Source organism: Sedimenticola selenatireducens, from assembly GCF_963675335.2.
GTDB classification, from domain to species: domain Bacteria; phylum Pseudomonadota; class Gammaproteobacteria; order Chromatiales; family Chromatiaceae; genus Sedimenticola; species Sedimenticola selenatireducens.
This window is the reverse complement of the sequence record NZ_CAXXYC010000004.1, coordinates 1,346,238-1,358,784: the sequence shown is the minus strand read 5'-3', so window position 1 is coordinate 1,358,784 and position 12,547 is coordinate 1,346,238. Positions and strand designations below refer to the sequence as shown.

Annotated in this window: 10 protein-coding genes; 4 read left to right on the top strand and 6 right to left on the bottom strand. The window is 53.7% G+C overall.

Features of this window, described 5'->3' with window-relative positions:
* Nucleotides 1-218: 218 nt before the first annotated feature.
* The 3 genes from ACHZBF_RS17470 to ACHZBF_RS17460 are packed head-to-tail and all read right to left on the bottom strand — an operon-like array spanning nucleotide 219 to nucleotide 2,648.
* Nucleotides 219-1,370, bottom strand: a complete 1,152-nt coding sequence (locus ACHZBF_RS17470; protein ID WP_321529137.1) for a cation diffusion facilitator family transporter — start codon at nucleotides 1,368-1,370, stop codon at nucleotides 219-221.
* A gap of 4 nt (nucleotides 1,371-1,374) precedes the next feature.
* Entirely contained in the window at nucleotides 1,375-1,608 is a 234-nt protein-coding gene (locus ACHZBF_RS17465; RefSeq protein WP_029132175.1) for a sulfurtransferase TusA family protein, read from the bottom strand.
* Nucleotides 1,605-2,648, bottom strand: a complete 1,044-nt coding sequence (locus tag ACHZBF_RS17460; protein WP_321529136.1) for a tRNA (5-methylaminomethyl-2-thiouridylate)-methyltransferase — start codon at nucleotides 2,646-2,648, stop codon at nucleotides 1,605-1,607. The genes ACHZBF_RS17465 and ACHZBF_RS17460 overlap by 4 nt, the downstream gene beginning before the upstream one ends.
* 379 nt (nucleotides 2,649-3,027) lie before the next feature.
* Between ACHZBF_RS17460 and glyQ the strand changes: the two genes are divergently transcribed.
* Genes glyQ through ACHZBF_RS17440 form a run of 4 tightly spaced genes read left to right on the top strand, consistent with a single transcriptional unit; the run spans nucleotide 3,028 to nucleotide 7,427 of the window.
* Nucleotides 3,028-3,960, top strand: a complete 933-nt coding sequence (glyQ, locus tag ACHZBF_RS17455) for a glycine--tRNA ligase subunit alpha (protein ID WP_321529135.1) — start codon at nucleotides 3,028-3,030, stop codon at nucleotides 3,958-3,960.
* Entirely contained in the window at nucleotides 3,953-6,100 is a 2,148-nt protein-coding gene (gene glyS / locus ACHZBF_RS17450) for a glycine--tRNA ligase subunit beta (RefSeq protein ID WP_321529134.1), read from the top strand. Before glyQ ends, glyS begins: the two co-directional genes overlap by 8 nt.
* Before the next feature lie 59 nt (nucleotides 6,101-6,159).
* A complete protein-coding gene (gmhB, locus tag ACHZBF_RS17445) occupies nucleotides 6,160-6,711 on the top strand; it encodes a D-glycero-beta-D-manno-heptose 1,7-bisphosphate 7-phosphatase (RefSeq protein WP_273440385.1) in 552 nt (183 codons plus the stop codon).
* A 5-nt stretch (nucleotides 6,712-6,716) separates the two neighbouring features.
* Complete coding sequence (locus ACHZBF_RS17440; protein ID WP_321529133.1) at nucleotides 6,717-7,427, top strand: lysophospholipid acyltransferase family protein; 711 nt, start codon at nucleotides 6,717-6,719, stop codon at nucleotides 7,425-7,427.
* Nucleotides 7,428-7,611: 184 nt separating this feature from the next.
* Here the strand turns inward: ACHZBF_RS17440 and gyrB are convergent, their stop codons facing one another.
* From gyrB to dnaN, 3 genes are all read right to left on the bottom strand, one after another.
* Nucleotides 7,612-10,017, bottom strand: a complete 2,406-nt coding sequence (gene gyrB, locus ACHZBF_RS17435) for a DNA topoisomerase (ATP-hydrolyzing) subunit B (RefSeq protein ID WP_273440383.1) — start codon at nucleotides 10,015-10,017, stop codon at nucleotides 7,612-7,614.
* A gap of 93 nt (nucleotides 10,018-10,110) precedes the next feature.
* Nucleotides 10,111-11,175 carry a DNA replication/repair protein RecF gene (gene recF, locus ACHZBF_RS17430; RefSeq protein ID WP_321529132.1) on the bottom strand — a complete coding sequence of 355 codons (1,065 nt, stop codon included), beginning with the start codon at nucleotides 11,173-11,175 and terminating at the stop codon, nucleotides 10,111-10,113.
* Nucleotides 11,176-11,251: 76 nt separating this feature from the next.
* Nucleotides 11,252-12,352 carry a DNA polymerase III subunit beta gene (gene dnaN, locus ACHZBF_RS17425; protein WP_321529131.1) on the bottom strand — a complete coding sequence of 367 codons (1,101 nt, stop codon included), beginning with the start codon at nucleotides 12,350-12,352 and terminating at the stop codon, nucleotides 11,252-11,254.
* Between the last annotated feature and the right edge of the window lie 195 nt (nucleotides 12,353-12,547).

Here is a 12,547-nt window from a genome sequence, read left to right as displayed (position 1 = left end):
AGGGTATCTGTTGACTCCCCCTCCCCAACCGGACAGAGGATTTTACTACGATTCCACCAGGGGCGGGAAACAGAAATGATTACAGGGGATTAGCACACCTTGCGCAGTAACAGTCCCGTTGAGCCCGCGTATCCCCAGGACGCATCCCGGCTTCGCCCCAAAGGGCAGACGCACCAAAATAAAGCGAGTGCGGCCGTATATGCACCATAATGGTGCGGTTACCCATAATAGGCCCTGACCACTCCAAATTCCGGCCGCTCGGCCGCCTTCTCCTGGAGTGTCCGGGTAAATTTCTCCTGCGCCTCTCCGTCTGACAAATCGTCCAGGGAGAAGTAGACATCCACATTGATTTTCCCTGCCAGATAATGGAGCACGACCCGCCGCCGTTTTTCCGCGCCGGGAATACCGCGCCACTGCTGCGACAGCAGTTTTTCCGCTTCCGCCCTGAGCGGCAGACCCTCGCAGGGTATTGCCTTCTCGTCATCTTCCGGATCGATATGCACCGTGACGTCCATCACCTCGGTAATCTCATCCAGCAGGCGATCGATCACCATCTGCCCGATCATGTGGCCCTCTGAAACACTCAGCCAGGGCTCGACCAGAATATGTACATCAACGCTCGCTTCACCACCGATCCGGCGGGTCCTCAGCATATGGATATCCATGACACCGCCGATCTGATGGATAATCGCGCGGATACTCTCCAGACGCTCCTCGTCCAGCCCCTCATCCACCAGTTCCTGAAATGCCGGCCAGCTCAGATCCCAGCCGATCTTGGCGATCATCAGGCCGACACCGACAGCGGCGATGGCGTCCAGATATGGCAGTCCGGCCATGGTCCCACCCACGCCGATCAATACCACCACCGATGAGAGGGCGTCCGATCGGTGGTGCCAGGCATTGGCCTGCAACAGATCTGATTTAATCTTGCGCGCCACCGCCGCCGTGTAATGGTAGAGCGCCTCGTTGGCCACTATGGAGAACAGGGCGGCATACAGAGCCAGCGGCTTCGGGTGCAGCAGGGCCTCCGGGGTAAACAGCCGCCCCACCGCATCCCAGGTAATGCCGATGGCCACCAGCGCCAGCAGGATGCCCAGGCCAAGGGTCGCCGCGGTTTCAAACCGGCCATGGCCGTAAGGGTGCGCCTCGTCAGGGCCATGATTAGCCTGTTTGGCGGCGAAGTAGACCAGGCCATCCGATAACAGGTCGGAAAGTGAGTGTATGCCATCCGCCACCAGCGCCTGGGACTGGGCTGCAATACCGATAATGGTCTTGCTCGCGGCCAGCAGTAGATTGACCAACACACCGACTACGGTGACACGTTGGATGGCCTGATAGCGGAGGCGCTTTGGATCGATAACCTGATTCATTGGGTCAGCTGTCCTCACCCACCTCGACCACGATGATGTACTCGTTATCTTCCGTGCGCGTCTCGATCAGCTTATGGCCATTGATGCGACACCAGGCCGGAATATCATTGAGTGCACCGGGATCGGTACAGATGGCCTCGACCCGGGTACCCGGTGGCAACTCCTTGACCCGGTTTTGCACCCGGATGACCGGCATCGGGCAGAGCAGCCGCCGTGCATCCACAATCACAGGTTTCATATGTACCACTCCTGGGGAATCTCGTCCGCGCCCAGTGGCTTGACCGACAACTGCTGCTGGCGGCCATCCAGGCCGGTAACCGTCAATTCCACCAGATCCGCCTGCTTGCCCTGGCTGTAGCGGGCCACCAGCCGGGCTGCCAGCGCAATATCGTCATCATTCACTGCTCCATCCAACAGTGCCAACGGTCCGGCATGGCTGGTGGTGAGGAGACTCACAAACTGCTTGCGATACCCTTGCAGAAAGTTACCTTCACCCTCTTCGCGGGAGATGATCACCTTGAAGTGCGGCCGTGGTCGCAGGTGCCGTCCCACCTTCAACAACATGATGTCATCCATCTCATACTGTTTCTCACCCCGCGCCCGCCACAGGTCGGCCAGCTTGACCGAATACTGCGCATCGGTCAGAAAACAGCAGCCACCGGCCGGCTGGGCATAATCCTTCAGCCCAAACTCTTCCGCCAGCGCCATCTGTGGCTTGCGGCTGCGGCCATTGAATCCGTATAGCCTGTCCCGGGAGATCCAACCTTCGCGCTCCGGCAGGGTCGCCGGCAGGTTCTGGCCCGACAGCGGCCGGACCAGGCGATCCGCCGCCCCGGAATCCCGCGCCACCACCGGCATGGTGTCCTTGCGCTGGGACATGGGGCGCTGACCGACCACTTCACCGGTAATGATAAAATCGAAGTCGTTTTCTGCCATCCACTCCTGGGCCTTCTTCACCATGAAGATCTTGCAATCCAGGCAGGGATTCAGGTTCGCCCCATAGCCGTGTTTGGGATTGAACACGATGTCCTTGTACTCCTCCACAATATCGATAATGTGCAGCTTGATTCCCAGCTGTTCGGCCACCCACAGGGCGTTGTTGCGCTTGGGCCTGGCCCGGTCCTTCTGGCGTATGGCGTGGGTGTGGCCTTCCACACAGAACCCTGTGAAGAAGTTGATTCCTTCCACATGGATTCCCTGCTGCTGGATCACTTTGGCGGCCAGCAATGAGTCCAGGCCACCGGAGATGAGGGCTACGGCCTTGCGTTGTCTAGTCATGATGGTATTAAAGTCTGGAGGCGTCTCGGCCTGATATTGTATGCTGTTGGCTCACCTCACTTCAAAGAAATGTTCAATTCACGGAAGCCGGCTGGGCATCCGCACCGGCTGACAAGACCCGTTTCCGCGCTCTCTGGATCGGTGACAGGATTAACCAGGCAGCGTCATTTGACAAAACTGTTCTGGCGAAGACAGCCAGAGTGCCGGAAGACCGGGATCTGGAGCCGATACGCTATCTTTGTGTCTTTGCGAGGATTTATATAGAACCGGGTCAATGAGGCGAGTGATCCCGAAGGTCAAAGACTCAACAATCCAGCGTCAAAACGATATACTGGCGCGATCCGTTTTTTCCTTTTCATATAGAGCCTTAACCTGAACCATGACGAATTCGAACAATGGCCCTGACTCCTCCACCTTCCAGGGCCTGATTTTTGCCCTCGAGCGTTACTGGGCGGAACAGGGTTGTGTGATCCTGCAGCCTTATGACATGGAGGTGGGCGCCGGAACCTTTCACACCGCCACCTTCCTCCGCTCCATCGGACCGGAGCCCTGGAATGCCGCCTATGTACAGCCCTCTCGCCGCCCCACCGATGGCCGCTATGGCGACAATCCCAACCGGTTGCAGCACTATTATCAGTTCCAGGTGGCGCTGAAACCGTCGCCGCTGAACATCCAGGAACTTTATCTGGGCTCCCTGGAGATGCTCGGTCTCGACAGCAAGGTGCACGATATCCGTTTTGTCGAGGACAACTGGGAATCGCCGACGCTTGGCGCCTGGGGTCTGGGCTGGGAGGTGTGGTTGAACGGCATGGAGGTCACCCAGTTCACCTATTTTCAACAGGTAGGGGGTATCGACTGCCGGCCGGTGACCGGTGAGATCACCTATGGCCTCGAGCGTATCGCCATGTACCTGCAGAATGTGGAGAGTGTATTCGATCTGGTCTGGACCCAGGGTCCCCAGGGTCCGGTCACCTATGGCGATGTGTTCCATCAGAACGAGGTAGAGCAGTCCGCCTACAACTTCGAACACGCGGATGTGGAATTCCTGTTTGGTTATTTCGACCAGTGTGAAAAGGAGAGCAGCAAGCTGATCGAGCTGGGCCTCCCGCTACCCGCCTACGAACAGGTATTGAAGGCATCCCATGCGTTCAATCTGCTGGACGCCCGGCACGCCATCTCGGTGACCGAACGGCAACGCTATATACTGCGTGTGCGCGCCCTGGCCAGGGCTGTCGCCCAAGCCTATTACGATGCCCGGGAAAAACTGGGCTTCCCCATGCTGAAGAATTCGAAGGAGCTGGCCCATGGCTGACAATTTCGTCGGGAATGAAATTGGACGGCCGGAGGCCTCCCGCGGGGATCGCGCCGTGGAAGGCGCGAGTCAATGTGCCGATCTGCTGTTTGAACTCGGCACCGAAGAACTGCCTCCGGTCGCCCTGAAAAAACTCTCTGATGCCCTGACCACCACATTTGTGGAAGGTCTGGAGCGCGCCAACCTGCAACATGGAGCGGTGCATGCCTATGCCACCCCGCGAAGGCTCGCCCTGCGGGTAGAGGCCTGTAGCACAGCCCAACCGGATCGCGAGACCGAACGCCGGGGACCTGCCGTTCAGGCCGCTTTCGATGCCGAGGGCAACCCGACCAAGGCAGCACAGGGATTTGCCCGCTCCTGTAACACCAGCGTCGACCAACTGGAACGGCTCACTACCGATAAGGGCGAATGGCTGGTCTACAAGCTTCAGGAGCAGGGAAAACCAACCGCGGAGCTGCTGCCCGCGATTGCCGAGGAGGCGCTCAACCGCCTGCCCATTCCCAAGCGGATGCGCTGGGGCGCATCAGAGGCGCAGTTTGTGCGTCCGGTACAGTGGCTGCTGTTCCTGTTGGGCGGGCAAGTGGTTCCCTGTCGACTGCTGGATACCGATGCCGGCAATCTGACCCGGGGCCACCGCTTCCACCACCCCCAGCCTATCCGTATTGAGAATCCGGCCCAATATGTCGAGCTACTGCAGGAACAGGGCCGGGTGATCGCAGACTTTAACCAACGCCGGGAAAAGATCCGCCAGCAGGTTGCCCAGACTGCCGAGGCCATTGGTGGCCGGGCGCCAATCGACGAGGCCCTGCTAGACGAGGTGACCGGTCTGGTGGAGTGGCCGGTACCCATCTCGGCAGGCTTTGAGGAGCGTTTCCTGGAAGTACCCCATGAGGCGCTCATCAGCACCATGAAGAAGAACCAGAAATATTTCCATCTGGTTGACCAGCAGGATCGGCTGATGAATCACTTCATCACCATAGCCAATATCGACAGTCCGAAGCCGGAACTGATCAAGGAGGGTAACGAGCGTGTGGTACGACCCCGCCTGAGCGATGCCATGTTCTTCTGGCAACAGGACGGCAAACGCACCCTCGACAGCCGCATCGACTCCCTCAAGAGCGTTCTGTTTCAGCAGAAGCTGGGCTCCATGCATGACAAAAGTGTCCGGGTCGCCGCTCTGGCAGGCATCATTGCCGACCAGATCGGCGGGGACCGGGCTGCGGCGGAGAAGGCCGGCATGCTGAGCCGTTGTGACCTGATGACCGAGATGGTGTTCGAGTTTCCCGAGATGCAGGGCATCATGGGACGCTACCAGGCGAAACGGGATGGCGAATCCGACGAGATCGCACAGGCGCTGGACGAGTTTTACATGCCTCGCTTCTCCGGCGATACCCTGCCCCGGACCCGCACCGGCATCGCACTGTCTCTGGCCGAACGCCTGGATACCCTGGTCGGGATCTTCGGCATCGGCATGAAACCGACCGGCGACAAGGACCCGTTTGCACTGCGCCGTGCCGCATTGGGTGCACTACGCATCATACGTGAGCACTCACTTACATTTAGCCTCCGGCAACTGCTGGTAAAGGCCACGGAGCAACTGCAAGCGGCGATTACAGAGCCCGATTGTGCCGAACAGGTCTATGGCTTTATGCTGGAACGCCTGAAAGGTATCTACCTTGAGCAACAGATCCCGGTCGATCTGTTCGAAGCCGTTGCCGCCACCCAACCCGACTCGATTGCCGATTTTGATCGGCGCATACAGGCCGTGGTGACCTTCCGCACTCTGGATGCGGCCGAGGCGTTGGCGGCAGCCAACAAGCGCATTCACAATATACTGAGGAAAAGTGACCAAACCATACCGGCGGCGGTCAATCCAGAGCTGTTTGACTCGGCACAGGAACAGGCGCTCTATGCGGTAATCGAGCAGAAAGCGGATGAGATTGCGCCACTGATGGCGGAAGCCTCTTATGAGCAGGTACTGCAGAGCCTTGCCACATTACAGGCGCCCGTGGATCAGTTTTTTGATCAGGTGATGGTGATGGCGGACGACCCGGCGATCCGCTCCAACAGACTGGCCCTGCTTAAGCGTTTAAGCACACTGTTTCTCGGCATTGCTGACATTTCCCTACTTCAGGCGTAAGTTTAACGTGACCCTGGTCCAGAAAATGAAGCATATAGCCGTAGTAAGTACATACTTACATGCATAATACGAAGCTGATAATCCTGGATCGCGACGGCGTCATCAACGAGGACTCGGATACTCATATCAAGTCTCCTGATGAATGGATCCCCATTCCGGGCAGCCTGACCGCCATTGCGAAACTCAACCAGGCGGGCTATCGGGTGGTGATCGCCACCAATCAGTCCGGATTGGCACGTGGACTGTTTAAGATCGATACCCTGAATGCCATCCATCGCAAGATGAATCTGGCGCTGGCCAGCGAGGGTGGGCGTATCGATGGGCTGTTTTTCTGCCCGCATGGTCCAAAATCGGGCTGTGATTGCCGAAAACCCAAGCCCGGTCTGCTACTTCAAATCGCTGATCGTTTCTATACCAGTCTGGAAAAAGTTCCCTGTATCGGTGACAGTCTGCGCGACCTACAGGCGGCGATGGCGGTCGGTGCACGGCCGATCCTGGTACGCACCGGTAAAGGCGCTAAAACGGAAGCTGATCCCAAGCTCGATCCCGCAATTCCAATTTATGACAACTTGAGCGATGCAGTGGCTGAATTGTTGAAACAAGAAGAATAAATGCAATGATATTAATTCGATCTTTACTCTATCTGGTGAGCCTGCTGTTCTCTACCGTGGTATTGGCCGGCCTGTTATCAATCATTGGCTGGCTATTGCCCTATCGCCAACGTTGCCAGATTGCCAATGCCTGGGGCGGGGTCAATATCTGGTTTCTTAAGCTTTTGTGTAACCTCGATTACGAAATTGACGGTCTGGAAAAAATCCCTGAATCCGGCGCCATTATTCTGGCCAAACATCAATCAGCATGGGAAACCATGGCGTTGCGCTGGCTGCTTCCCCCCGAACAGGCCTGGGTGCTGAAACGGGAGCTGATGTGGGTACCCTTTTTCGGCTGGGCGGCCGCTACCGTGCAGCCGATTGCCATCAATCGCAAAGCCGGCAGCAAGGCGGCACGTCAAGTCATAGATATCGGCTTGGAACGGTTAAGGCAGCACCGACTGGTGGTTATTTTTCCGGAGGGAACGCGGGTCGCCCCGGGTGAGCGCAAGCGTTACGGTATGGGGGGCGCACTGCTTGCCGAAAAGAGTGGAGCACCGGTAATTCCCATTGCCCACAATGCGGGATCATTCTGGCGACGCCGCGATATTCGCAAATACCCGGGTGTTATCAAGATCGTCGTCGGGGACCCCATCCACACAGCCGGAAGAAAGGCTGCCGAAATCAACAAAGAAGTAGAAACCTGGATAGAGCAGACCATGTCCCGCATACAGTAGACGGAGTGTAAGTGTTCACTATTATCATAGTGCAGGTAGCTTTCAGCGAAATCAAAAAAGGGCCTTATCGGCCCTTTTTATTTGATTTTAGTTACCTATTACCCGGGCAACGGATTCATCCATGAACTTGACCCCGGTTCGACCCATACACAACAGCGCCTTATAGTCACAGCGATGAATAGTCTTAGACGTCGAGATTTTCTACCGTCAAGGCGTTCTTCTCGATAAAGTCTCTTCGCGGTTCTACCTGATCGCCCATGAGCGTTGTGAATATCTCATCCGCTCCGACAGCATCTTCAATGTTAACCTGCAGCAATCTCCGCGACTCCTGGTTCATCGTTGTCTCCCAGAGCTGGTCGGGATTCATCTCTCCTAGGCCTTTATAACGCTGAATGTGTTGTCCCCGCTTCGCCTCATCCATTAGCCAACCCAGGGCTTGGGAAAAACTGCTGATATCACTCTGTCTTTCGCCGCGCTTTATGTAAGCGCCATCAGAGAGTAACCCATCCAGCTTTTCACCCATTTCAGCCATTCTCCGATAATCACTGCTGCCAAAAAAATCCAGTGGAATAGCCGATTCCGTGTTTATCCCGTGAACATACTGAATAACATTGATTTGTGCCACCTGATCATCCGTTGCCGGCTGAGAGCCAATCTCAAATCGGTTGGAGATATTCTGTTCCGCATTAAGGCGCAACTCCAGCTCCCTCAGCCAATTATCGAAGCCAGGCTGATCAGCTATCAACTCATCCGTGAGCCTGGGCATATAGATCAGTTTTTCAATCACCGAGGCATCATAGCGTTTTCCAATTCGCTTCACGGTCGCCATGGTGGAGAGATGCTGTTTGGACAGCTCTTCAAGGGAGAGCCCGGACAGGGGCGGCGCATCCTTGCTGACGTAGAGTTCCGCATTATCCAGTGCCGCCTGAAGCAGGTAAGCATTCAGGTCATTGTCATCTTTCAGGTACTGCTCCTGTTTCCCCTTTTTCACCTTATACAGTGGAGGTTGGGCAATATAAACATGTCCGCGCTCTATCAATTCATGCATCTGCCGGTAAAAGAAGGTCAACAGCAGCGTACGGATATGCGCTCCATCCACATCCGCATCCGTCATGATGATAATTCGGTGGTAGCGCAATTTATCCGGATCAAACTCCTCGCGGCCGATTCCGCAACCCAGTGCGGTAATCAGCGTACCTACTTCAGCGGATGAGAGCATCTTATCGAAACGTGCCTTCTCCACATTGAGGATTTTTCCTTTCAGCGGCAGGATTGCTTGGGTACGTCTATCCCTGCCCTGTTTGGCGGAACCGCCGGCTGAGTCGCCCTCCACCAGGTAAATTTCACACAATGAGGGGTCTTTCTCCTGGCAATCAGCAAGTTTTCCCGGTAATCCAGCAACATCCAGTACGCCCTTACGGCGGGTCATTTCACGCGCTTTTCTTGCTGCTTCCCTGGCACGGGCCGCTTCTATCATTTTCCCGGCGATCTGTTTCGCTTCTCCCGGGTTCTCCAGCAGGAAGGAGCCAAGCCGTTCTGCCAGCACGGACTCCACGATCCCCTTCACTTCGGAAGAGACCAGTTTATCTTTTGTCTGGGATGAAAATTTCGGGTCAGGCACCTTGACTGAAAGGACCGCCGTCAACCCCTCTCGGGCATCATCACCGGAGGTGTTAACTTTTTGTTTTTTATCCAATCCAGCTTGATCAATATACTGATTGAGGGTTCGAGTCAGGCCCGCACGAAAACCGGCAAGGTGTGTCCCCCCATCGCGCTGTGGAATATTATTGGTAAAACAGAAAATATTCTCTTGATATGACTCGTTCCACTGCATGGCCAGTTCCACGACCACATCATCTTTTTCTATAGAGAAGTCAAAAACCGTTTCATGCAGCGGTGTCTTTTTGCGGTTTAGATGGGTAACAAAGGCCTTGATACCCCCCTCATATTCAAATGTATCCTGTCGATCGTTGCGTTCATCGGACAGTCTTATACGAACTCCCGAGTTCAGAAATGACAGTTCGCGCAGGCGCTTCGCCAGCAGGTCATAGTGGTACTCTATATTGGTAAATGTCTGCTTGCTGGCCCTGAATACAATCTCCGTACCCGATTTATCGGTTTCTCCCACCACGGCCAATGGTGCTTGCGGTTCACCATGTACATACTCCTGGTAATGGGTATGTCCATTCCGATGTATGTAAAGTTTCAGATTTTCAGATAGGGCATTCACCACCGATACGCCGACCCCGTGCAACCCCCCGGAAACCTTGTAGGAGTTGTCATCGAATTTGCCTCCAGCATGCAAGACTGTCAGGATCACTTCGGCAGCGGAGCGTCCCTCTTCCGGGTGAATATCTACAGGGATTCCTCGGCCATTATCCGTAACTTTGACGGTCTCATCATCCAGTATCGCCACGGTAATCTCGGTGCAATAGCCAGCAAGTGCTTCGTCAATAGAATTATCCACGACTTCAAACACCATATGGTGAAGTCCGGTGCCATCATCAGTGTCACCAATATACATACCAGGCCGTTTGCGCACCGCGTCCAGACCTTTCAACACCTTGATATTTGACGAGTCGTAGCTCATATAAAACTCCTATTTTCGAACGGCTCATTATACACCATGCCGCATTCAGATTTATTCATTAATCACAACTGTTCCACGTGGAACATGTCATCATCAAAGATTGGTTGTTTGTATATCACCGGAATCCACGCGAATAATGACGCATCCAGGATACCGGTCGTTCGATATCTCTTCGGTAGTTGTAATAATGGCTTGGCACCCGATCTGTTTTATCCGTTGCAACAGTTTATCTCTGTTATCCACATCGAGTTCTGCCACAAGATCATCGAACAGGAGTATTGGGTGGTTACCGGTAGACCGTTTGGTGATTGCAGCTTGTGCAAGGTGCAGGGATGTGATGATCATCTTTTGTTGACCGCGTGAAATCGATGTAAATGCGGAACGCTGATCAAACATCAATTTTATATCTGCACGCTGTGGGCCCGCCTGAGTATATCCTTGCCTTATATCCGAGGGTTGTTTATCTCCTAGCACCTGTTCTAGTCGTGAGCCGTCTTCCCACCCCCTCTTCCAGAACATCTGGATATTGCCTTGAATATCGAGTGCCCGTAATTCATTCGCGAGAGCGATTTGCAGATCGGTAAAATATTTCTCACGTAATTTGTTTAACTCTTCCCCCAACATACCCAATGTATGATTCCAGCTTGCCACCGTATCTGGAGCAGTTTTAAGCACAATGTTCCGTTGCTTCAGGGCTTTGGTAAATTTTTTGTAGACGGTGAAATAGGATGGTTCCACGTGGAACACCCCCCATTCCAAAAATCGCCTGCGATACTCCGGGCCGCGTTCGAGTATTTCGTGAGACATCGGAGTGAGGATCTGCAGTGGAGTCATCTTGGCGATAGAGGAAAGACGGGTCGCATTTTCCCCGTCGACTCTGATACTTGTTTGTGTCGCGCTTTTTTGTATCCCGATACGATGCTCCCTCTCGAGGGAGGAGACGGCATAAAGAGTCAGGAATTTTTCGCCATGTCTAACTACTGGACCAAATTTTGCCGTTCTGTAAGAACGACCTCTGCCAAGCATATAGATCGCTTCCAGCAAGGTGCTTTTTCCCGAACCATTTTTTCCCGTGACGAAGTTGATGCCGTCCGAAAATTGAATATCCGCCTCAGCAATATTTCTGAGATTTTGGATTTTTAGCTGCTTGATGGTCACGGGGTGTTCCCGTTATTCCGGGGGATGGGATATACGGTTGCGGGACTGGCACTGACACCAGTCCCGGTTTGAGAGTTTAGAGGCGCATCGGCATGATGACATAGCGGCACTGTTCACTATCCATGTTCTGGATAAGGCAGCTGCTGTTGGAATCACTGAGGGACAATTTTACAGACTCTGTTTCAATCACATTGAGCACTTCAATCAGGTATCCAACATTGAAGCCGATGACCAGTTCATCACCCTGGTAGTTGATTTCCATTTCATCTTCGGCTTCTTCTTGTTCCGGGTTATGCGCCAGCAGTTTCAACAGGCCACTGGAAAAGTTGAATCTTATGCCACGGTACTTTTCATTGGAAAGGATGGACGTGCGCATCAAGGCTTGCTTCAGTTGATCCCGGTCTGCGGTAATCTCCTTGTCCGTGTTCATCGGGATGACACGCTGATAGTCAGGGAACTTCCCATCAATCAGTTTTGAAGTAAAGCTGGTCTCGCCCATGGTAAATCTTATGTGATTGCTACTGACATCAATTTCTATCAACTCCTCGGAATCACTCAAGAGCCTGGCGAGTTCCAGAACGGCCTTTCTGGGCAATATCACCTGCAGTCCCGTCTCCTGACCCAGCACACACTCTGCTTCACTGAGCGCCAACCGATGTCCGTCCGTTGCCACGGCGCGTATCAGTCCTTCATTCATTTCCAGAAGCAGACCATTCAGGTAGTAGCGTACATCCTGAATCGCCATGGCAAACTGGGTTTTTTCTATCAGTCGTTTTAATAGTTTCTGAGTGATGGTAAATCGATGACTGCTCGCCGATGGCTCGATAGACGGATAGTCGTTGGCCGGCAGGACACCAAGAGTGAATCTACTTCTCCCTGATTTGATTACCACCCGCTCGTTTTCCACATTCAATTCAATCGTGGACTCCTCCGGCAGTGCCTTGCAGATATCCAGCAGTTTCCTGGCGGGCAGTGTGAAATCCGTTTCGTTATCACAATCGACAACGGTGGTCGTTTTCATCTCGACCTCGAGGTCGGTTGCTGTGATATTGATTTTCCCATTGCCTGCATTGATCAGGACATTCGCGAGAATCGGTAAGGTCTGTCTTCTCTCAACAACTCCACCGACCTGTTGAAGTGGTTTAAGCAGATTATCCCTTGTGGTAACGATCTTCATGGCGAAGTACTCTTTAATAGATATAATATATTTATATAAATTTACTGTTATTATTACACAGCGGGTTTATTGTTGATCAAACAGTATTTTTTCTTATTTTTCATATAGTTAGAATGAATTTTCTCTGTTGATAACATCCGTATGAGTGATACTAAGAGATGTTGATCAGCTGTGGATAACTAAAGCATGCTGTTT

What these genes read in the sequence shown, in the direction of transcription:
- dnaN (WP_321529131.1), bottom strand. Translation starts at nt 12,352, where the DNA reads ATGAAGATCGTTACCACAAGGGATAATCTGCTTAAACCACTTCAACAG.
- glyS (WP_321529134.1), top strand. Translation starts at nt 3,953, where the DNA reads ATGGCTGACAATTTCGTCGGGAATGAAATTGGACGGCCGGAGGCCTCC.
- gyrB (WP_273440383.1), bottom strand. Translation starts at nt 10,017, where the DNA reads ATGAGCTACGACTCGTCAAATATCAAGGTGTTGAAAGGTCTGGACGCG.
- ACHZBF_RS17470 (WP_321529137.1), bottom strand. Translation starts at nt 1,370, where the DNA reads ATGAATCAGGTTATCGATCCAAAGCGCCTCCGCTATCAGGCCATCCAA.
- glyQ (WP_321529135.1), top strand. Translation starts at nt 3,028, where the DNA reads ATGACGAATTCGAACAATGGCCCTGACTCCTCCACCTTCCAGGGCCTG.
- ACHZBF_RS17460 (WP_321529136.1), bottom strand. Translation starts at nt 2,648, where the DNA reads ATGACTAGACAACGCAAGGCCGTAGCCCTCATCTCCGGTGGCCTGGAC.
- ACHZBF_RS17465 (WP_029132175.1), bottom strand. Translation starts at nt 1,608, where the DNA reads ATGAAACCTGTGATTGTGGATGCACGGCGGCTGCTCTGCCCGATGCCG.
- gmhB (WP_273440385.1), top strand. Translation starts at nt 6,160, where the DNA reads ATGCATAATACGAAGCTGATAATCCTGGATCGCGACGGCGTCATCAAC.
- ACHZBF_RS17440 (WP_321529133.1), top strand. Translation starts at nt 6,717, where the DNA reads ATGATATTAATTCGATCTTTACTCTATCTGGTGAGCCTGCTGTTCTCT.